The organism is Streptomyces sp. 2323.1 (genome assembly GCF_900221035.1).
Taxonomy (GTDB): domain Bacteria; phylum Actinomycetota; class Actinomycetes; order Streptomycetales; family Streptomycetaceae; genus Streptomyces; species Streptomyces sioyaensis.
In genome coordinates this window covers 4254591-4275308 of the sequence record NZ_LT907981.1, presented here as the reverse complement: position 1 = coordinate 4275308, position 20718 = coordinate 4254591, and the positions used below count along the sequence as shown (strand labels likewise).

The window sequence follows — 20718 nt, the reverse complement described above, 5'->3', positions numbered from 1 at the left end:
AGGCGTCGTTGTCGTGCGCGTCGTTGTCGTACGCCTAGTTGTCGTACGCGTTCTACGTCCTTGAGGCCCCAGGGAGTTCCGGAACGCGGAAACCGACATCCGCCACCCGCCGCGTCTCGGACAAAGTCGGCCGGTTGTGGACCACGAGTTCCTCGGCCACGACAAACAGCCGCGCACCTACTCCAGGGCGGAGTAGCTGCGCGGCTGTGTCTGCCTGCGGTGTGCCTGCCGTCCTACGACAGGAACGAGTTGATCTCGATGGTCTCGTCGCGGCCGGGGCCGACGCCGATCGCGGAGATCGGGGCGCCGGACATCTCCTCCAGCGCCTTGACGTACGCCTGGGCGTTCTTCGGCAGGTCGGCGAACGACTTCGCCTTGGTGATGTCCTCGGACCAGCCCGGCAGCGTCTCGTAGACCGGCTTGGCGTGGTGGAAGTCGCTCTGGCTGTAGGGCAGCTCCTCGACGCGCTTGCCGTCGATCTCGTAAGCGACGCAGACCGGGATCTGCTCCCAGCCGGTCAGCACGTCCAGCTTGGTGAGGAAGAAGTCCGTCAGGCCGTTGACGCGGGTCGCGTAGCGGGCGATGACCGCGTCGAACCAGCCGCAGCGGCGGTCGCGGCCGGTGGTGACACCGCGCTCACCGCCGATGCGGCGCAGCGCCTCGCCGTCCTCGTCGAACAGCTCGGTCGGGAACGGACCGGCACCGACGCGCGTCGTATAGGCCTTGAGGATGCCGATGACACGGTTGATCTTCGTGGGGCCGACGCCGGCACCCGTGCAGGCGCCGCCCGCGGTCGGGTTCGACGACGTGACGAAGGGGTACGTGCCGTGGTCGATGTCGAGCAGCGTGCCCTGGCCGCCCTCGAAGAGCACGACCTTGTCGTCGTCGAGGGCCTTGTTGAGGATCAGGGTGGTGTCGGCGACGTAGCCCTTGATCTGCTCGGCGTAGCCCAGCAGCTCCTCGACGACCTGGCCGGCCTCGATGGCGCGGCGGTTGTAGAGCTTGGTCAGCAGCTGGTTCTTGACGTCGAGCGCCGCCTCGACCTTCTGCATGAGGATCGACTCGTCGTAGAGGTCCTGCACGCGGATACCGACGCGGTTGATCTTGTCGGCGTAGGTCGGGCCGATGCCGCGCCCGGTGGTGCCGATCTTCCGCTTGCCGAGGAACCGTTCCGTCACCTTGTCGACGGTGATGTTGTACGGCGTGATCAGATGCGCGTTACCACTGAGCAGCAGCTTGGACGTGTCGACGCCGCGCTCGTTGAGTCCGCTCAGCTCGGAGAGCAGGACCGCCGGGTCGACGACCACGCCGTTGCCGATGACCGGGGTGCACCCCGGCGAGAGGATTCCGGAAGGGAGAAGGTGCAGTGCGTACTTCTGGTCGCCGACGACGACCGTGTGGCCGGCGTTGTTGCCGCCCTGGTAGCGCACCACATAGTCAACGGACCCACCGAGCAGATCGGTGGCCTTTCCCTTGCCCTCATCACCCCACTGAGCACCGAGCAGCACAAGTGCGGGCACAGGCGTACACCCCTTCCGGGCGGGGCATGTCCAACGTGCGTGGATGGCGACAACGTGCGTGTTCACGCGTACGTCATCGCCAGAGCCGTCGAACCGGTGCCCCGGAATAGACGAAGCCCCTGGCGCAATAGCGCAAGGGGCTCTTGCACCGAGATGCTACCTGAGGAAGGACCGAGGTGTCGGCGCAGCCTTCTGGGCACTCTCCCGTGGACTCCGTTCGGGGGTACCCCCTGCTCGTGGTCATCGACCCGGACGCCCGCAGTACCGACGGCGAGGCCGTACGGATCGCGAAGGATGTCCTGTGCGCGGGCGCGGGGGCGAAAATCTGCCTTCCGGAGGGCCCGGAGGAATTCGCGCGGATGCTTGCCCGGCGCGGGCAGCGACGGCCGGTGGTGATCGGTGACGACCGGGCGCTGCTGCGGGTGGTGGGCCTGCTGCACAAGGAGCGGGAGCTGGCCGGGGTGCCGCTGTCGATGGTCCCGGTCGGGCTGCCGGCCGCCGTCGCGCTGAGCCGCACCCTGGGCATCCCGACGGACACGGTGGCCGCCGCCCGTGCCGTCCTGGACGGCGGGGAGCGCCCGATGGACCTGCTCACGGACGACAGCGACGGCATCGTGCTGGGCAGTCTGCGCATCCCGGGCGGCAGCGAGGCGACCGGGGCGGGGCGCCGGGCGTCCGTGCCGCAGCAGTCGTCCGCGGTGGCCGCGGCGGATCCGGCGGATCCCCTGGCGGCGCGGGGCGGCCCGGTGGCCGCGGTCAGTGGGCACCACCCCTGGTGGAAGCCGTATGCGCGCACCGCCCGTACGGCGCTGTCGCTGCTGGGTGCACCGGCGGCCGGGCGCTGGGCCGCTCCCCGGTCCGGCGACGGCGGGCGCACGGGCGCGCGGCGCACCCGGGTGCCGGGGCAGCGGCTGCGGATCGAGGCGGACGGGGTGCTGCTGGCGGATCTGGACCGGCCGGTGCGCGGGGTGTCGGTGGTGCCGGGCGGCCGACCCGGGACGGCCGCCCCCGGGGCGGGGAACGGCGGCGAGCTGGCCGAGGTCATCGTCCACTGGCCGGGCGGCGCGCGGCCGGTACGGACCCGGGCGCGGGCGGTGACGGTATCCGGCGCGGACTTCCACTACCGCGCAGATGCCCTGGTCGGCGGGCCGGTCCGGACGCGTACGTGGACGGTGCAGCCGGGGGCTTGGCGGCTGCAGCTGCCGCGGGACTAGCGCGTCAGCGGCCGGCGTCTTCGAGGTCGGCCCGTATCTGGTCGCGGTGTTCGCGCCAGCGCTGGAGCAGGCCGGTGAGTTCCTTCTGCAGGAACTCGAAGAACACCAGCGTCTCGCCGATCCTGCGGCCCGCGGGCGAGTCCTCGCCGAGGCTCTCGACGCCGTCGCGCAGGGTGCCCTCCCAGCGGGTGAGGACGTTGTCGCGGCGGGCCAGTGCCTCGTACCACTGGTCGCTGTGCACGCGGTAGCGGTCGCGGCGGGAGCCCGGCTCGCGCTCCCGGCTGACCATGTCGACCTGGGAGAGATAGCGGATCGCGCCGGAGACGGCGGCCGGGCTGACCTGGAGGCGCTCGCCGAGTTCGGCGGAGGTCAGCACGCCGGAGTCGGAGGCCAGCAGACAGGCGAAGACCCGGGCGGACATCCGCTGCATTCCGGCGTCGACCAGTTGCGAGGCGAAGCGCTCGACGAACTGCGAGACCGCCTCGGCATCGCGCGTGGCGTCGGCACCGTCCTGGCGGACGTCAGCGGTCCGGTCCGCGCTCTGCTGTGGCTGCTCGCTCATATCCGCATCATCTCCCCTGATCAGAACCGCCCCTCAACTTTATACGGTTTCTTAACTTCACAAATTTGTGAATCTAGCGTAGCTTCGAAATCATGACCACGGCACTCTCTCCCGCTCCCGCGATCCGGGTCGACGGGCTGCACAAGTCGTTCGGCCGCACCCACGCGCTGGACGGCCTCGATCTGCGGGTCGGGGCCGGTGAGGTCCACGGCTTCCTCGGGCCCAACGGCGCCGGGAAGTCCACGACGATCCGCGTCCTGCTCGGCCTGCTGCGGGCCGACGGCGGCACCGCCCGGCTGCTGGGCAGGGACCCCTGGCAGGACGCCGTCGCACTGCACCGCCGTATCGCGTACGTCCCCGGTGACGTCACCCTGTGGCGCAATCTCTCCGGCGGCGAGGTCATCGACCTCTACGGCCGGCTGCGCGGAGGGCTGGACGCCGCGCGTCGGGCCGAGCTCCTGGAGCGGTTCGAACTCGACCCCACCAAGAAGGGGCGGACGTACTCCAAGGGCAACCGGCAGAAGGTCGCCCTGGTCGCCGCCTTCGCCTCCGCCCCCGATGTCGAGCTGCTCATCCTCGACGAGCCGACCTCCGGCCTCGATCCGCTGATGGAGGAGGTATTCCAGAACTGCGTCGCCGAGGAGCGCGACCGCGGGCGCACCGTCCTGCTCTCCAGCCATGTGCTGTCCGAGGTCGAGGCGCTCTGCGACCGCGTCAGCATCATCCGCAACGGACGGACCGTCGAATCCGGCTCACTGGGGGAACTGCGGCATCTGACCCGTACGTCGGTCGTCGCCGAACTCGCCGGCGCACCCAACGGGCTGGCCACCCTCCCCGGCGTCCACGGCCTGGAGCTCCGGGGGCAGCGCGTCACGTTCCAGGTCGACACCGACAAGCTCGACGCCGTGCTCCGCTCGCTCGGCACCTCCGGCGTCCGCAGCCTCACCAGTACCCCGCCCACCCTGGAAGAGCTGTTCCTGCGCCACTACCAGGACGACGCCCGCAGCGAGGCGATCGCACGATGACCACCGTGGCCGCACCCCTGTCCGCCCCCACCGTGCGTGCGCGCCCACTGGCGGGCACCGTGCCCCTGTTGCGCCTGGCGATGCGCCGCGACCGGGTGCTGATCCCGGCGTGGGTCCTGGGCCTCGGCCTGGTCGTCGCCGGCACCGGCTCGTCCTTCGAGGCGCTCTACGACACCGCCGCCCGGCGCGCCGCACTGGCCGCCTCGATGAACGGCAACGGCTCGATGCGCGCGCTGTACGGACCGGTCTTCGGCGACTCCGTCGGCGGGCTGATCGCCTGGCGGATGGCCGGCTTCGGCGCCGTCCTCGCCGCCGTGATGAGCCTGCTGATCGTGGTCCGGCACACCCGTGAGGAGGAGGAGACGGGGCGTCAGGAGCTGCTCTGTGCCGCCATGGTCGGCCGTCGCGCCCCGCTGACCGCGGCCCTGCTGACGGCGCTGACCGCCAACGCCGCGCTCGCCGTGGTGATCGCGGGCGGCCTGGCCGGCTCCGGGCGGCCGGCCGCCGGTTCGCTCGCGCTCGGCCTCGCCACCGGCGGCACCGGCATGCTGTTCGCCGCACTGGCCGCGATCGCCGCCCAACTCACCGAGAGCGCACGGCTCGCCAAGGGCCTGACCGGCGCCGCGCTCGGCCTCGCCTTCGCGCTGCGCGCCGCGGGCGACACCGCCACCACCGACGGCACCTCCCCGCTCACCTGGATCTCGCCGATCGGCTGGTCGCAGAACCTGCGCGCCTACGCTGGCGAACGCTGGTGGCTCGTCCTGCTGTTCCTGGCGGCGACCGCCCTGGCCGGCTCCGTCGCCTACGCCCTGACCGCCCGCCGCGACCTCGGGATGAGCTTTCTGCCCGCCCGCCCCGGCCCGGCCGTCGCACCCCGCTCGCTGAGCGGCCCCTTCGGCCTGGCCTGGCGGCTCCAGCGCACCACTCTGGGCGGCTGGACGCTCGGCTTCGTGTGCGCCGGCGGCCTCTTCGGCGGTATCGCCAAGGGCGCCGCCGACCTGGTCGGCGGCAATGAACGCACCCGCGAGATCTTCGCGCGGATGGGCGGTCAACAGAGCCTGACCGACGCCTTCCTGGCCACGATGGCCGGCATGCTCGGCATGGTCGCCGCGCTCTACGCGGTGGGCGCGGTGCTGCGGCTGCACGGCGAGGAGACCGGCGGGCGGGCCGAGCCGGTGCTGGCCGGCGCGGTGAGCCGCCTCCGCTGGACGGCCGGCCATCTGGCCCTCGCCTACGGGGGCAGCGCCGTCATCCTGGCCTTCGGCGGTCTGGCCCTGGGAGTCTCCTACGACCTCTCGGCCGGCGACCCCGGCGGCCGGACGGGCCCGGTACTGGCCGCCGCCCTCGCCCAGGTCCCGGCCGTCTGGACGCTCACCGGCCTGGCGGTCCTCGTCTTCGGCCTGCTCCCCCGGGCCACCACCGCCGTCTGGGCCCTGGTCGGCGGCTGTCTGACCCTGGGCTGGGCCGGCCCCTCCCTCGACTTCCCCCGCTGGGCGATGGATCTCTCTCCGTACGGCCACCTCCCCAAGCTGCCCGGCGCGGACGCCACCGCGGCCCCGTTCCTCTGGCTGCTGGCGCTCTCCGCCCTCTTCACCGCCGCCGGTCTGGTGGGCGTACGCCGACGCGACCTCGGCTGATCCCGGGCGGCCTGCCACCCGGCCGCCCCCGCATCCGTGCGCCGCCGGAGCTGTAGCGGACTCCGGCGGCGCACTTGCACGCGCGGAATCGGGGCGGGCGCGCGGGCATCCACAGGGTGTGGATGCCGGGTGCCGCTCTGCATCGGCAGCACACCGCAGACTCAATGACCAGTCACCCTGCGCCATTTCACCTGACGGTGCGATAACCCACAGTAACTCTAGAGCTCAGGGTGATCGTCTTGTTACTTTCTGTATGCGCGGTCGTGACCACGGCACGCGGCATCGGAGGGGACCATGCGACGCATCAGCACCAGGATCGTCCTGCTCGCGGCGGCGGCGCTGCTGGCCGTCACCGCGGCCGGGCCCGCCCGGGGACAGCAGGCGACCGACACCGCCCGGCGCACCGACACCGACTCCGCGGCCTACTTCGTGATGACCGACATCACGCGTGCGGAGTTCGTCATCAAGCTCACCGACCCCCGCAAGATCCAGCACGCCCGGGAGCTGCTGAGCGGGGCGACCAGCTCGGAGCCGCATGTCATCGGCCGGATCGAGAAGCGCCCCGCTCCGTACAACGTGCGCTGGAGCTTCCATCTCCGCCCGGAAACGATCGACTTCTTCGACTTCGCCATCGAGGTCTGCGACGCCACCACGCCCTACGTCGAAGACCATCTCGACGAGGCCGGCGGCCCGTTCCTGCCCGGACTGATCTGGTGTCCCTGGAGTTCGAGCCTGCTGCGGGAGGTTCCCCAGCCGTAGGGCTCCCCCGATCCGGGCCGCCGGCCTGCCCCGCCCATGGCTCCCGGGCGGGGTCCCCGCCGGGGCGGCGGCCCTCAGCCTCCCGGAGTCACCAGCCGCGCCTCGTAGGCGAACACCGCCGCCTGGGTGCGGTCCCGCAGCCCCAGCTTCACCAGAATGCGGCTGACATGCGTCTTCACCGTGGATTCGGCGACGACCAGATGCTCGGCGATCTCACCGTTCGACAGGCCCTGGGCGACCAGCACCAGGACCTCGGTCTCGCGTTCCGTCAGGTCGGCGATGCGTTCCTGGGCCGGGGCACGCGGGGTGCCCAGCCGGGAGAATTCGGAGATCAGCCGCTTGGTGACGGTGGGGGCGAGCAGCGCCTCGCCGGAGGCGACGATCCGTACGCCCTCGGCGAGCTGGCCGGCCGAGGCGTCCTTGAGGAGGAAGCCGCTCGCCCCGGAGCGCAGCGCTTGGTAGACGTATTCGTCCAGATCGAAGGTGGTCAGGACGAGCACCTTGGCGTCCGCGTCGGCGGCCACGATCTCGCGGGTCGCCTCCAGGCCGTTCATCTCCGGCATCCGGATGTCCATCAGGACGACATCGGGCCGCAGGACCCCGACCTTCTGCACCGCCTGGCGGCCATCGACGGCCTCACCGACGACCTCGATGTCCGGCATGGCGTTGAGCAGGACGGAGAAACCCTCGCGGACCATCACCTGGTCGTCGACGATCAGTACGCGGATCATGCCTTGCTTCCCCCTGTCGCGGCCTCGCCCGCCGCGCTCCCCACCGGAATGAACGCCGCGACCTCGAAGCCGCCGTCCTCGGTGTGGTCGGCGGTCATCTCACCGCCCAGCATTTGTACCCGCTCGCGCATGCCCAGCACACCGTGCCCCGCCCCCGGGGACGGCTTGGCGAGGCGGCTGGGCGGGCCGTTGACGATCCGCAGGCCGAGGCCCCCCAGGACGTAGGAGATCTCCACCCGCGCCTCGGCACCCGGCGAGTGCCGCAGCGCATTGCTCAGCCCCTCCTGCACGATCCGGTACGCGGACAGCTCCACGCCCTGCGGCAGCGGCCGGGGCGCCCCGGTGACCACGGCCTCGACGTTCAGCCCGGCGCTGCGGACGCTGTCGAGCAGCGAGTCCAGGGTGGCGAGCGTGGGCTGCGGGGCCTCCGGGTCGCTCTCGGCAAAGGCATCCGGGTCCGCGGAGCGGACCACACCCAGGATGCGGCGCAGCTCGGTCAGCGCGGCGACGGCGTTCTCACGGATCGTCGCGAAGGACGTGGCGAGCTCGGGCGGGGTGTTCTCCACGCGGTACGGCGCGGCCTCGGCCTGGATGGCGATCACGGACATGTGGTGGGCCACCACGTCGTGCAGCTCGCGGGCGATCAGGGCGCGCTCCTCCAGCAGCGTGCGCCGGCCGCGCTCCTCGGCGGTGACGGTCAGGGTCTCGACGACCTGCCGGCGCTCCTCGCGCCAGGCCCGGACCGCCGCGGCGGAGATCAGCAGAACCCCGCTGAAGACGGCCACCGGCGCCAGACCACTCGGGTCCTCTCCGGTGACCACGATCAGTACGGTCGACACGGCGAAGGTGACCAGCCACATCTCCACTGCCAGCCGCGGCCGCGTGCGCAGCACCACGAGGACCATCACGGCGAGGTGGACGGGGAAGGCGATGGGATTCAAGGGGCTGGCGTACGGCGAGCCGACCATCTCCTCGGCGAACCCCGCCAGGACGGCCACGGCCAGCGAAATCCAGTACGCGCCGACCGGACGGAAGAGGGTGAGGACCGGCCCGAAGGCGACCAGCACGCTGAAGCCGGCGGTGAGCAGACCGCGCACCGGGCCGATGTCGTAGCCGGAGGTCATCGACGCCAGGAAGACGAGCACCGCGAAGAAGCCGACGGTGAAATGCGGCAGCCAGCGCGCCCAGTGGCGCAGCCGCTCCGGCATCCAGGGCACCCACCGGGAGACCTTGGCGTCCTCCAGCGGCGGCATCGGGCGGAAGGCGAAGATGTGGACGAACAGGTCCTGGCGCAGTCGGTGCAGCGCCCCGTGGGCTATCCGGGCCTCTGAACGCAGGGTGCCCTGCGTCTGGGTCGTCTGATTCACGCTGACAACGGTAAGCAGACACAGCGCCCAGGGCGTCCCCACCAGAGGGGATTTCCCGGCGTCCGTCTCAAGTACTACCCGGTAACGGGAGGCGGACCGCCTGGTGGGTGCAGCAGTGCGCACAGAGCGTCGCAACTCGCCGTACCAGGGGTGACCGGCGCGTAGTGACCGACGCCGGGCAGCTCGCGCAGCTCCGTCGTGGCCGGGCTCACCGCGGCGTAGCGGCGGGAGACATCGAGCGGCACGTCCCGGTCGTCGGTGCCGTGCAGGATCGTGACGGGAATGCCGGGCGGCGGGCGGCGGGCCGGGTCCGCGGCGGCGAGCCGCTGTGGGAGGCCGGGGCCCGCGCCGAGCAGTGCGGCCACCGCGCCGTCGCTCAGCCCCAGCTCATGGGCGCGGGCGAGATCGGCGACCGGCGAGACGGCGATCACCCGGGTCACGGGCGTGCCGGGGCGGGCGGCGGCGAGCAGCGCGAGATGACCGCCGGCGGAGTGTCCGACAAGTACGGTCTCCCCCGGCCCGGGCACCGCGGCGGCCGCCGCCTCGACGGCCGCCGCCACGTCCTCGAACGTCTGCGGCGCCCCGCCGCCCGCGCCGACCCTGCGGTACTCCGCGAGCGCGACCGGCACCCCCTGCCCGGCCAGCTCCGCGGCGAGCGGCGACAGATGGCGGCGGTCGTAGGCCGCGCGCCAGAATCCGCCGTGCAGCAGGACGACCAGCGGGCCGGGCGCCGGCGCACCGCCGCCCGCCCGCGGCACATACAGGTCGACGAGCTGGTCCGGATGCGGCCCGTACGCCACCGTCCGGTCCGGCGCCACCGGGGCCAGCCCCAGCAGCGCCGACTCCTCGTCCGCGACCGTCACCCGCCGTCCCCGGACGACACCCCGGGCAGCGCCCGCAGCACCTCGCCCAGCACCCACGCCGCCCGCTCCGCGTCCGCGAAGGAGGTGTAGAGCGGGGTGAAGCCGAAGCGCAGCACATCGGGATGGCGGAAGTCGCCGACCACTCCGCGCCGGATCAACTCGTCCATCACCTGGCCGGCGACGGGGGTGCCGCCCTGCGCGAACGACGAACCGAGCTTGGGGGAGCACGCCAGCGACACCTGGCTGCCGCGCCGCTCGTGCGCCTGCGGCGTCAGCGAGCGGACCAGGTCCGGCGGCACATAGGCCTGCACACACTCCAGGAAGAAGTCCGTCAGGGCCAGGCTCTTGGTGCGTACGGCCTCGATGGACACCCCGTCCCACGCCTCCAGCGCCGCCTCCAGCGCGAGCAGCGAGAGGATGTCGGGGGTGCCGACCCGGCCACGCGGAATACCGTCGGCGGGGGTGTAGCCCGGGTCCATCGCGAACGGATCGGCGTGGGAGTTCCACCCCGGCAGCGGCGATTCGAACCGCTCCTGGAGGCTCTCGCGGATGTAGAGGTAGGCGGGCGAACCCGGGCCGCCGTTGAGGTACTTGTACGTACAGCCGACGGCGAGGTCGACGTGGTGCGCATCGAGGCCGACCGGCAGCGCACCGGCGCTGTGGCACAGGTCCCAGACGGCGAGCGCGCCCGCGGAGTGCAGTGCGTGGGTGATGCCCGGCAGGTCGTTGAGCCGGCCGGTGCGGTAGTCGACGTGGTTGACCAGCGCCAGCGCGGTCCGCTCGGTGACCTCGTCGGCGATCCCGCCGGGTTCGACCGGGCGTACCGCGAGGCCGGTCATCCGGGCCGCGGACCGGGCGATATAGCCGTCGGTGGGGAAGGTCGTGGCGTCGACGAGGATCTCCGTGCAGCCCTTGCCGGCCATCCGGACCCCGCCGACCACGGCCTTGAAGATGTTCACGCTGGTCGAGTCGCCGACCACCACCCGGCCCGGTCCCGCCCCGATCAGCGGCGCGATCTTGTCGCCGATCCGCTCCGGCGCGGTCCACCAGCCCGACTCGGTCCACGACCTGATGCGCAGCTCACCCCACTCGCGGGCGATGACATCGGCGATCCGGCCGGGCACCGCACGGGGCAGCGCCCCGAGGGAGTTGCCGTCGAGATAGACACCGGCGCCGCCCGAGGCCTCGTCCGGCGCGGCGTCGAGGACGAAGCGGTCGCGGATCGCGGCGAGCGGGTCGGCGGCGTCCAACTCCGCGGCACGGGCGGCCTGTTCACGGGCGCCGGCGGACCCGGGGCGGGCGGCGGCGGCAGGGGATCCAGGAGTCTCAGACATGGCTGCGCGCCGTCCACAGCTCGGGGAAGACGTTCTTGCGGGCCCGCTTCTCCAGCCAGGCCACGCCCGCGGAGCCGCCGGTGCCCATCTTGGCGCCCATGGCCCGCCGGGTCGCGACCAGATGGTCGTTGCGCCAGCGCCAGACCAGCTCGGCGACATCGGTCAGCGCCTCGCCGAGCCGGACGAGGTCCGACTCCTGCGGGCCGTCGTAGATCTCGGCCCAGACGGCCTCGACGGCGGGGTCCGGTTCGTAGCGCAGCGCCGGGTCCCGCCGCAGCACGGCCTCCGGGACCGGGTAGCCGCGACGGGCGAGCAGCCGCAGCACCTCGTCCCACAGGCTCGGCTCCTGGAGGGCCTTCTCCAGCTCGGCGAGCTCGCGCGGCGCGCCACGGTGCGGCACCAGCATGGAGGCGGACTTCTCGCCGAGCAGGAACTCCATCCGCCGGTACATCGCGGACTGGAATCCCGATCCCTCACCGAGTGCGCTGCGGTAGGCGTTGAACTGCGCCGGGGTCAGCCGGGCGAGCGGCTTCCAGGCGGCGTTCAGCGCCTCCAGCTCGTAGGTGGAGCGGCGCAGCGCGTCCCGGGCCACGGTCAGGTCGTCGCGGCGCAGCGCCTCGGCCGCGGTGCGCCACTCATGGACGATGACCGTGAACCACAGCTCCATGACCTGGGTGGTGACGAGGAAGACCATCTCGCCGGGGTCGTCGGAGAGCGGGTGCTGCAGATGGGTGAGGACGTCCGCCTGGACATAGTCCTCGTACGGAGTGGTGCTGCTGGAGCCGATGCTGAGATCGGGGGCGAACGGCGGCTCGGACTCGGCATCGGCCGGTACGGAACCGGCGGCTGCACTCGCCGCGCTGTTCGCGGGATCTATGGGAGACGGCTGCGACATGAGGGACTCCTCAGGTGCGAACTACCGGGTAGCGGTCCGCCCCTTCCTCGTCGGCTCGGGAGCCCCGGTCCCCTCGGGCTCGGGATGGCCCGGCCCACTGAAATCATCGGTGCTGGACAGCGACCGCGCAAGGGCCGGCTGCGATCACGCGGCCGGCCCTCGGTCGTACCCGGTACCCCGGCGGGCGGGGCTCCCCCGGAAACCGCCCGGAGGACCGCGGCGGCCGTCAGGTGAGGGTGTCGGCCGCGGTCGGCGAGGAGTCCCGCAGGAAGGTCGAGCAGCGCTCGTACTCCTCCTGCTCGCCGATCGCCTGGGCGGCGCGGGCGAGGGCGTGCAGCGCCCGCAGGAAGCCGCGGTTGGGCTCGTGCTCGAACGGCACCGGGCCGTGGCCCTTCCAGCCGGCCCGGCGCAGCGCGTCCAGACCGCGGTGGTAGCCGGTGCGGGCGTACGCGTACGACTCGACGACCCGGCCCCCTTCGAACGCGTCGTCCGCCAGCTGCGCCCAGGCCAGGGAGGAGGCCGGGTACTTCGCGGCGACATCGGACGGCGCCGTGCCCGCGGCGAGCATCTCGCGGGGCTCGGGGTCGTCGGGCAGATGGGTCGGGGGCGGTCCCCCGAGGAGGTTCTCGTGAATGGCCATGTCTCCCAGTCTGCCTGGTCGCGGGGGCGGGGTGGGACCGGCCGGGATCATGCGGGGCTCCGCGGCGGCTCATCGGCTGCCGCTCCCGCCCGCCGGCTCCTCGCCGCCCGGTGGCCGCTCCGCCTCCAGTGCCCGGGCCTCGCCCGGATCCAGCGGTGGTGCACTCACCCCGCAGTGGTAGACGCACTCCGGGTGACACCGCTCCGCGGGGGCCGGCTCGGCGGCTCGCAGCACCGGAGCGCGCACCGTCAGCCAGGCGATCAGCGCGCCGATCACCAGGATCCCGGCACACAGCGGCATCGCCCGCCGGAAGGCCGCCCCGAACTCGTCCGCCGAGCGGTAGGCCTCCGGGCCGATGCCCGCCAGCAGCGGCAGCGCGGCGACCGCCACCAGGCTCGCGGCCCGGGCCGCCGCATTGTTGATGCCGCTGGCCAGGCCCGCCCGGTCCACGTCCACCGACGCCAGCACGGTCGAGGTGAGCGGCGCGACCAGCGTCACCATCCCGGCTCCCAGCACCACCAGCGCGGGCAGCACGTCGGTGAGGTACGAGGCTCCGCGGCCCGCCCGCGTCATCAGCAGCATCCCCGCGGCACACAGCAGCGGCCCGACGGTGAGCGGTATCCGGGGCCCGATGCGCTGCCCCAGCGCCCCGGAGCGGGCGGACAGCAGCAGCATCAGCACGGTCGTGGGCAGCAGCGCCGTGCCGGCCTGCAGCGCGGAGTAGCCCACCACGACCTGGAGCTGCAGCACGGCCAGGAAGAAGAACCCGCCGAACGCGGCGTAGACGCACACGGTGACCACGTTGACCGCGGAGAACAGCCGGATCCCGAAGATGGCCGGCGGCAGCATCGGATCCGGGCGCCGCCGTTCGACATGGAGGAAGAGCGCCCCGAGCAGCACCCCTATGACGGCGGGCAGGATCACGCCCGGAGACGCGCCCCCGCCCGGCGCGGCGATCAGCGCATAGGTCACCCCGGCCAGCGCCAGCGCCCCCAGCACCGCGCCCGGCACATCGAAGCCACGGCGCTCGCGGGCATCCCGCTCCCGGGTCTCCGGTACGTGCCGCAGCGCCACCGGCACGCACACCGCCGCCAGCGGCACGTTCAGGAAGAACACCCAGCGCCAGCCGGCGCCGTCCACCAGCCAGCCGCCGATGAACGGGCCGACGGCCGCGGCCACCCCGCCGAGCCCGGACCAGGCGCCGACCGCCCGCGCCCGGTCGTCGGGGTGGAAGACGGCCTGGATCAGCGCCAGCGAGCCGGGGGTGAGCAGCGCACCGCCGACGCCCTGCAGCGCCCGGGCCGCGATCAGCACCCCCGCATGCGGCGCGAGCCCGCACAGCAGCGAGGCCACGGCGAACCACACCACGCCGATCACGAACACCCGGCGCCGGCCGAACCGGTCGCCGAGCGCACCGCCCAGCAGGATCAGCGAGGAGAGGGTGAGCATGTAGGCGGTGACCGTCCACTGGAGCACGGCCAGATCGGCGTTGAGGTCCTCGCCGATCCTGGGCAGGGCGACATTGACGACGGTGCTGTCGAGCATCGCCATGCCGGACCCCAGCACGGCCGTCGCCAGCACCCACCGGCCCTGTGCCGAGGTCAGCCGGACGCCGTCGGGGGGCGGGGACTCCTGCCGTGCACTCATACCGCGAGCTTGCCCGGCGGCGGGGCGCTCTGCACGGCGAAGACCCCGCATCTCTCCAGGAGATGCGGGGCCTTCGAACCCGTAAGGGACGGACTACTTGATCTTGGTGCCGGCGGAGCGCAGGTGGGTGCAGGCCTCGGTGACGCGCTTGGCCATGCCGGCCTCGGCCAGCTTGCCCCAGCTGCGCGGGTCGTAGGTCTTCTTGTTGCCGACCTCGCCGTCGACCTTCAGCACACCGTCGTAGTTGCGGAACATGTGGTCCGCGACCGGGCGGGTAAAGGCGTACTGGGTGTCGGTGTCCAGGTTCATCTTGACCACGCCGTTCTCCAGCGCGGTGGCGATCTCCTGCTCGGTGGAGCCGGAGCCGCCGTGGAAGACGAAGTCGAACGGGGCCGACTTGCCGTACTTGGCGCCGACGCCCTCCTGCAGGTCCTTCAGCAGCTCGGGGCGGAGCACGACGTTGCCCGGCTTGTAGACGCCGTGGACGTTGCCGAAGGAAGCGGCGAGCAGGTAGCGGCCCTTCTCGCCCAGGCCCAGCGCCTCGGCGGTGCGCAGCGCGTCGTCGACCGTGGTGTAGAGCTCGTCGTTGATCTCGTGGGTGACGCCGTCCTCCTCGCCACCGGTCGGGGTGATCTCGACCTCAAGAATGATCTTGGCGGCGGCGGCCTTGGCGAGCAGCTCCTGGCCGATGGCCAGGTTGTCGGCCAGGTTCTCGGCCGAGCCGTCCCACATGTGGGACTGGAACAGCGGGTTCTGGCCCTTGGCCACGCGCTCCGCGGAGATGTCCAGCAGCGGGCGTACGTAGCCGTCGAGCTTGTCCTTGGGGCAGTGGTCGGTGTGCAGTGCGACGGTGACGTCGTACTTGTCGGCCACGACGTGCGCGAACTCGGCGAGCGCGACCGCGCCGGTCACCATGTCCTTGTTGTACTGGCCGCCCAGGAACTCCGCACCACCGGTGGAGATCTGGATGATGCCGTCGCTCTCGGCCTCGGCGAAGCCACGCAGCGCGGCGTGCAGCGTCTGCGTCGACGTGACGTTGATGGCCGGGTAGGCGAACTTTCCTGCCTTGGCCCGGTCCAGCATCTCGTTGTAGACCTCGGGGGTTGCGATGGGCATCTGTCCGCTCCTTGTGTGTGCGGGGTGTGCGTTCTTGGCCCTGACCAGGGGGCGAGGACTTCGCCGAGCACATCTTCCCAGACGAGGCCGTTTGGGCCGCATCGCCTGCCCGGCCGTCTCGCACAGTGGGCGGCCGGTTTCACGTGAAACCAGCCGCCCCTCAGCAAAGCCGCAGTTCAGAGCCGTTACGCACGCCGGAGCGGGCTCGGCCGGCCCTCAGCCCAGGCCGAGATCACCGAGCTGGTAGCCGGTGAGGTAGGGCAGACCCGCCTCGGCGATGGCCGACGCGGCACCCCGGTCCACGATCGTCGCCACCGCGACGACCTCGGCGCCCGCCTCCCGCGCCGCCTCGACGGCGGTCAGCGGCGAGCCGCCGGTGGTGGAGGTGTCCTCGACGACCAGGACCCGGCGGCCCGTGATGTCCGGGCCCTCGATACGGCGCTGCATACCGTGCGCCTTCTGCGCCTTGCGGACGACGAAGGAGTCCAGCCGCCGGCCGCGGGCGGCGGAGGCGTGCAGCATCGAGGTCGCGACCGGGTCGGCGCCGAGCGTGAGCCCGCCGACCGCGTCGTAGTCCAGCTCGGCGGTCAGGTCCAGCATCAGCTGCCCGACCAGCGGCGCGGCCTCGCCGTCCAGGGTGATCCGGCGCAGGTCGATGTAGTAGTCGGCCTCCTTGCCGGAGGAAAGCGTCACCTTGCCGTGCACCACGGCCTTGTCCTTGATCTGCTGCAGCAGCGCGCCGCGCACGTCGTCACTCATGCGCACGAGCTTATGCGGTCTCCCCGGACAGGCTCCGCCAGCTCCAGGTCATGGAGATCTCCAGGGGATCGATGGGCGTGACCAGGCGCGGCATGGTGTTGAGGCCGTTCGGCGGCCCGGACTGCGGCTCGACACAGACCGCGGCCTCCTGCTCGTCGTAGACCACCACCCACTCGGCCCGGCTGCTGATCTTCAGCTGCAGCCGGCCCGGCCAGGTGAGCGTGGCCTCGACCCCCCGCGGCATACCGAAGCAGTCGTCCCAGGGGCCCGGCGCCGGCGGGATCCGCCGGCCGGTCGGGAGATGGTCCTCGCCCCGCTCCTCCTGCCACTCGGGCGCGAAGTCGAGGCGGACGTCCTCGCCGCCCTCCCCCAGGTTCCGCAGGAACCAGGGGTGCCAGCCGGCCTGGGCGGGGAACGAGTCATCGATCGTCTCGATGCCCATGGTCAGGGTGAGCGAGCCGCCGTCCTCGGCGAGCTCGACGAGCTGGGTGACCCGCCCCGGGTACGGCCAGGGGGCCGCCGGGTCGGTGAGCTCATAGGTGAAGACCGCCTCCGTGGCGCTCGAACGCGCCGTCCGCCAGCGGAGGTTGCGGCCGGTGCCGTGGATGGCGTGCGGTGCGGCGTTGATCGGCATCTGGTGCAGTTCACCGCCGCCGTGCGCCCCCGCCCCGAGGGCGACACCGCTGCGGAACTGCCCGTGGTCGAGCCTGCCGCACCACGGAACCATCGGGAAGCAGCCGTAATGGTCGCCCTGCCGCAGCAGCTCCATCCCGCCGACGCGAAGGCCGGCGATCCGGCAGCCAAGGTCCGGCCGGACGATCACTTCGGCGTCTCCGGCGGCCAGCCGTACGCCCTCCGGTGCCTCGGTCCGCGCTGCGCGCTGCGTGGTGTTGTCGGTACTCACGGAAGCGACCCTAGCGGTGCCCGGGCACCGGGCGCGGGACGCCGGGGCGGCCCGCCACCGGCCGCCGCGGACCGCGAACGGCAAGGTCAGCGGCGTCGGCGCAACACTCGGCCGACGACCACGGCGGACGCCAGCACGACCGCGGCGGCGGGCGCCGCCCAGCGCAGCGTCATCGAGGTGGCGTTCGGCTCCGGCGCCGGCACCGGCGCATACCGCCCGCGCGGCGGTGCGTGGTCGACCTCCTCCGCGCTGCGCCCGATCATCGTCCGGCGGGCATGCGCGGCCTCGGCGGGGGCGATGCCGTCCTCGTCCTGGCCGTACGCATGCTCGGGGCGCGCCTCGTGCGCGGCGTGGAAGGCGTCCGCCGCGTCGTCCGCGTCGAGGTCCTCGACGGCATCGAGGTCCTCGGCACCGGCCACCTCACCGATGTCCGCCGTCCCGAGGGCGTCCTCGTCACTGAGCGGGTCCAGGGACAGCGGCAGCACCTCGGACTCGGGCCCCTCGGGCGCCGGACCGGCCTGACCGCCCTCCCCGGATGCCTCCGCCACCGGCCGCTGCCGCAGATCCTCCGTCAGGTGCTCCGCGAAGCGGTCCAGCAGCCGGCGCCCGGCGGCCGCCGCGGACTGGTCGGTGGCGTCGGCGAGCCGGCCGTCGCTGTGGACCGTGCCGGCGCAGACCAGCCGCGTACCGGGACCGGGCTCGGTGGCCGGGAACAGCCGCAGGGTCAGGGACAGCACCGCCGCCCCGTCGCCGCGCGATTCGACGCCCTTCGCCTCGACGGCCACCACGGCCGCGGCGTCGTCACCGGGTTCGTCCTCCGCGGCGGCGACCGTCAGCGAGCCGCGATAGGTGATGGTGGAGCTTCCGATACGCAGCCGCAGCCGTCCCTCCGGGCGCCGGGGGAGCGCCTCGGCATCGAGCTGGACTCCTGGGACACAGCGCGCCACCCGCTCGGGCTCGGTGAGCGCCTGCCGCACGGTCCCGACGGGAAACGGAACGTACACCTCATGCTCCATGACATGGGAGCCTACCCAGCGCGCCCGGACCCGTGCCCGCCCGCGCAAGGTTTTCCGCGCACCGGCCCGAACCGGCCCGCTCCGGCCCGCGCCCGCACGCTGCCGGCACCCCGGCGGACCGCCCGGATCCGGCCCCGCCCGCTCAGCCCAGATAGCGCGGATGTATCAGCGTCGACGCCGGCAGTCCCGGTATCCGGCCCCGGGCCACCCCGCGCCGGCCGGCCTCCAGTTCCTCACGGCCGAGGCCCCCCAGCGGGGGTGCGTCGGGCGCCAGGCCGAACCGCGGGCGGTGCCGCGCGGCCAGGACGAAGCCCCAGTAGCGGCTCCGGCCGGCCGAGGGCGCGGCGGCGGGCACCTCCGCGTCCACCAGCGGCAGGGGATCCGCCGCGCGGTCCGGGCCTCCGTAGAAGGAGGCGGGCCGGCCGGGCAGGCGGTACGGCACGGTCGCCAGGCCCACCGACCGGACGGTGGCCTCCACCGTCCAATACAGCCGCGCCCGCTCGACCGGCGGCCCGGCGTGCACCACCAGCCGCCCGTCCTCGGCCAGCATCCGCGCCGCGAGGCCGTAGAACTCCTGGGAGTAGAGCTTGGTGCTCGCGGCGATCCCGGGGTCGGGCAGATCGGAGACGATGACGTCGTACGGGGCCGGCCGCCGGCCGCCGCCGCGCATCCCCCGCTCCCGCAGCCAGTCGAAGGCGTCCTCGGTCACCACATGCACCCGCGGATCGCTGAGCGAGTGCCGGTTGAGCCGGGAGAGGCCGGGGTCGGTCCGCGCCAAATGCAGGACGCCCGGGTCGAGTTCGACGACGGTCACCGAACGGACCGAGCGATAGCGCAGGATCTCGCGCACCGCGAGACCGTCGCCGCCACCGAGGACCAGCACCCGGTGGTGCGGACCGCCCGCCATCGCCGGATGCACCAGCGCTTCGTGGTAGCGGAACTCGGTCTCCGCGCTGACCCGCAGCCGGCCGTCCAGATACAGCGCAAGCGGCCCGCCGGAACCTTTCCTCCCCTGCCCCGCACCGGCTCCGTCGCCCGTGCCGCCGGTCATCACCACCTCCTGGATGCCGGTCTGCACCGCCACCCGCGCCGAGGAGCCGTACACCGCCTGCCGGGCGGCCCGTTCGAACGGCGTGGCCAGCACCATGCCCGTGGCCAGCAGCGCGAGGACCAGGGCGTTGGCGCCGAGCAGCGCCCAGCGGGCGCGGACGGACAGATCGCGGCGGAAGAGCCACAGCACCAGCACGCCGCCGGCGACCGCGTTGACGCCGCCGGTGAGCAGGGCGCCGGTCAGCTGGCCGAAGCTCGGCAGCAGGAGGAAGGGAAAGGCCAGGCCGCCGACGAGCGCACCGACATAGTCCGCGGCGAAGAGGTCGGCGACCGCACCGCCCGCGTCCTGCCGGCGCACCCGCTGGATCAGCGTCATCAGCAGCGGCACCTCGGCGCCGATCAGGATGCCGATGGCCAGGGAGAAGCCGACGAGCGCGGAACGGGACTGGCCGAACCAGGCGAAGCAGGCGTAGAGCGCCATCGCGGAGGCGCCGCCGACCAGCGCAAGGCCCGCCTCGACCGCCCCGAAGCCGACCGCCGCCCGGCACCGCAGCCGCTTGGCGAGCAGCGCACCGACCCCCATCGCGAAGACCATGACGGACAGCACGACCGATGCCTGGGTGACGGAGTCGCCCACCAAGTACGTGGCCAGGGCGACGAGTTCGAGTTCATAGACCAGACCGCAGGCGGCGCAGACGAAGACGACGCCGAGGACGAGCAGCCGGCCGAGACCGGCCGGTACGGGCAGCCGCGCCGGCGTGAGGTCCTCCGGCGGCCCGAGGACTCCGGTGGGAGCGGGCTCTGGCGGGTCGATCATGCGTGAACGTTACGTGACGATTCCGCGCCTCTCCGTCACCCACACGAGTGCAGTCTGCGGGCCCCGGACGCCAGTTGGGACCGGGGCGACGCACAGGGCACGATGGGGGCATCCGCACGACACAGACCGCGCACACACCCTCCTTCGCGCCCCGCCAGACCTCCACGCCCCCGGCGCACCCCCCTCGCGCACCTCGCACCGCACACGCCCCCACACCCTCCTGTCGAGCCGACCGCTCACTTTCACCCGGCCCCTACTAGACCGCCGCGACCGCCGCCCGTACGCCCACGCGGGTCCGGGTGGCCACCAAGCGGCCCTCCTGCGGATACGCGTGCCAGGTCCGCCAGCGCACCTGCCCCTGCTGGCACTGCGCCAGCATCGCCGTGAAGGCGTGCGGCGAGCCGGGGAACGTACCGGCGAGGCCGTGCGGATGCTCGGCCACCAGCGCCAGCAATTCCTGCGCCCGCCCGGCGAACGAGCCACGCGAGAGCGTCTCCACATGGGCGGCGAATTCGTACTCCCAGTCCCCCAGCCGCTTCGCCACACCGAGCGGCAGCGGTGTGCTGCTGCCCGGCATACAGGCGACCGTTTCGGAGCACGTGCCGCGCTCCTCCTCAAGAAGCACCTGGTGAGAGGCGCCGAGCAGCCTCAACTGCAGCTGCACGCCATGGAGTTGGAGATCGAGTACGGCGAGCGCCGGCAGGGGTTCCCTGCCCAGCGCCCAGGCCAGGTCGGATGCACGGGTATCGGTGTACGCCGTCGTCAAAGTGGTGAGCATGGGTCGGCTCCGCAAGCACGCAGTGGAATGGTGGGCCGGCCCGCCCATGAAGGATCAGGAATGTACGACTGCCTGCCGGCTCGT

At 72.7% G+C, this 20718-nt stretch carries 19 protein-coding genes; 4 read left to right on the top strand and 15 right to left on the bottom strand.

Going from position 1 to position 20718, the window contains the following annotated elements; translation table 11 throughout:
* Nucleotides 1-233: 233 nt before the first annotated feature.
* Nucleotides 234-1520, bottom strand: a complete 1287-nt coding sequence (locus CPH93_RS18255; RefSeq protein ID WP_093483954.1) for an adenylosuccinate synthase — start codon at nucleotides 1518-1520, stop codon at nucleotides 234-236.
* A 236-nt stretch (nucleotides 1521-1756) separates the two neighbouring features.
* Here CPH93_RS18255 and CPH93_RS18250 point away from each other — a divergent pair, with 236 nt between their 5' ends.
* Nucleotides 1757-2734 carry a hypothetical protein gene (locus CPH93_RS18250; protein ID WP_096215494.1) on the top strand — a complete coding sequence of 326 codons (978 nt, stop codon included), beginning with the start codon at nucleotides 1757-1759 and terminating at the stop codon, nucleotides 2732-2734.
* Nucleotides 2735-2738: 4 nt separating this feature from the next.
* On the opposite strand, the gene CPH93_RS18245 is transcribed toward CPH93_RS18250, so the two are convergent.
* Nucleotides 2739-3296, bottom strand: coding sequence for a GbsR/MarR family transcriptional regulator (locus CPH93_RS18245; RefSeq protein ID WP_093483955.1), 558 nt, complete (start codon nucleotides 3294-3296; stop codon nucleotides 2739-2741).
* A 92-nt stretch (nucleotides 3297-3388) separates the two neighbouring features.
* Here CPH93_RS18245 and CPH93_RS18240 point away from each other — a divergent pair, with 92 nt between their 5' ends.
* The 3 genes from CPH93_RS18240 (at nucleotide 3389) to CPH93_RS18230 (ending at nucleotide 6717) form a co-directional block, all read left to right on the top strand.
* Nucleotides 3389-4321: an ABC transporter ATP-binding protein gene (locus CPH93_RS18240; RefSeq protein ID WP_093483956.1), complete on the top strand. Its 933-nt coding sequence runs from the start codon at nucleotides 3389-3391 to the stop codon at nucleotides 4319-4321.
* Nucleotides 4318-5958: an ABC transporter permease gene (locus CPH93_RS18235; protein ID WP_096213474.1), complete on the top strand. Its 1641-nt coding sequence runs from the start codon at nucleotides 4318-4320 to the stop codon at nucleotides 5956-5958. Before CPH93_RS18240 ends, CPH93_RS18235 begins: the two co-directional genes overlap by 4 nt.
* A 294-nt stretch (nucleotides 5959-6252) precedes the next feature.
* Nucleotides 6253-6717, top strand: a complete 465-nt coding sequence (locus CPH93_RS18230; RefSeq protein WP_096213473.1) for a BP74-related protein — start codon at nucleotides 6253-6255, stop codon at nucleotides 6715-6717.
* A gap of 74 nt (nucleotides 6718-6791) precedes the next feature.
* Here CPH93_RS18230 and CPH93_RS18225 read toward each other — a convergent pair whose 3' ends face one another.
* The 13 genes from CPH93_RS18225 to CPH93_RS18165 form a co-directional block, all read right to left on the bottom strand.
* Nucleotides 6792-7448, bottom strand: coding sequence for a response regulator (locus tag CPH93_RS18225; protein WP_006604655.1), 657 nt, complete (start codon nucleotides 7446-7448; stop codon nucleotides 6792-6794).
* Complete coding sequence (locus CPH93_RS18220) at nucleotides 7445-8815, bottom strand: sensor histidine kinase (protein ID WP_231976881.1); 1371 nt, start codon at nucleotides 8813-8815, stop codon at nucleotides 7445-7447. The genes CPH93_RS18225 and CPH93_RS18220 overlap by 4 nt, the downstream gene beginning before the upstream one ends.
* A 74-nt stretch (nucleotides 8816-8889) precedes the next feature.
* Complete coding sequence (locus tag CPH93_RS18215) at nucleotides 8890-9678, bottom strand: alpha/beta hydrolase (RefSeq protein WP_093483959.1); 789 nt, start codon at nucleotides 9676-9678, stop codon at nucleotides 8890-8892.
* The gene (gene kynU, locus CPH93_RS18210; RefSeq protein ID WP_231976880.1) at nucleotides 9675-11012 is read right to left on the bottom strand and encodes a kynureninase; all 1338 of its coding nucleotides are present in this window, start codon (nucleotides 11010-11012) and stop codon (nucleotides 9675-9677) included. The genes CPH93_RS18215 and kynU overlap by 4 nt, the downstream gene beginning before the upstream one ends.
* A complete protein-coding gene (locus CPH93_RS18205; RefSeq protein WP_173909839.1) occupies nucleotides 11005-11907 on the bottom strand; it encodes a tryptophan 2,3-dioxygenase family protein in 903 nt (300 codons plus the stop codon). Before CPH93_RS18205 ends, kynU begins: the two co-directional genes overlap by 8 nt.
* Nucleotides 11908-12133: 226 nt before the next feature.
* Nucleotides 12134-12547, bottom strand: a complete 414-nt coding sequence (locus CPH93_RS18200) for a DUF3151 domain-containing protein (protein ID WP_006604650.1) — start codon at nucleotides 12545-12547, stop codon at nucleotides 12134-12136.
* Between the two features lie 69 nt (nucleotides 12548-12616).
* A complete protein-coding gene (locus tag CPH93_RS18195; RefSeq protein ID WP_096213471.1) occupies nucleotides 12617-14194 on the bottom strand; it encodes an MFS transporter in 1578 nt (525 codons plus the stop codon).
* A gap of 93 nt (nucleotides 14195-14287) precedes the next feature.
* On the bottom strand, nucleotides 14288-15310 hold the full coding sequence (fbaA, locus tag CPH93_RS18190; protein WP_006604648.1) for a class II fructose-bisphosphate aldolase: 1023 nt from the start codon (nucleotides 15308-15310) through the stop codon (nucleotides 14288-14290).
* A gap of 216 nt (nucleotides 15311-15526) precedes the next feature.
* Nucleotides 15527-16069: an orotate phosphoribosyltransferase gene (pyrE, locus tag CPH93_RS18185; RefSeq protein ID WP_006604647.1), complete on the bottom strand. Its 543-nt coding sequence runs from the start codon at nucleotides 16067-16069 to the stop codon at nucleotides 15527-15529.
* A 10-nt stretch (nucleotides 16070-16079) separates the two neighbouring features.
* A complete protein-coding gene (locus CPH93_RS18180) occupies nucleotides 16080-16973 on the bottom strand; it encodes an aldose epimerase family protein (protein ID WP_096213470.1) in 894 nt (297 codons plus the stop codon).
* An 86-nt stretch (nucleotides 16974-17059) separates the two neighbouring features.
* Nucleotides 17060-17989, bottom strand: coding sequence for an SRPBCC domain-containing protein (locus CPH93_RS18175; protein ID WP_096213469.1), 930 nt, complete (start codon nucleotides 17987-17989; stop codon nucleotides 17060-17062).
* Between the two features lie 142 nt (nucleotides 17990-18131).
* The gene (locus tag CPH93_RS18170; protein WP_096213468.1) at nucleotides 18132-19856 is read right to left on the bottom strand and encodes a polyamine aminopropyltransferase; all 1725 of its coding nucleotides are present in this window, start codon (nucleotides 19854-19856) and stop codon (nucleotides 18132-18134) included.
* Between the two features lie 256 nt (nucleotides 19857-20112).
* Nucleotides 20113-20634: a DUF2617 family protein gene (locus tag CPH93_RS18165; RefSeq protein ID WP_006604643.1), complete on the bottom strand. Its 522-nt coding sequence runs from the start codon at nucleotides 20632-20634 to the stop codon at nucleotides 20113-20115.
* Between the last annotated feature and the right edge of the window lie 84 nt (nucleotides 20635-20718).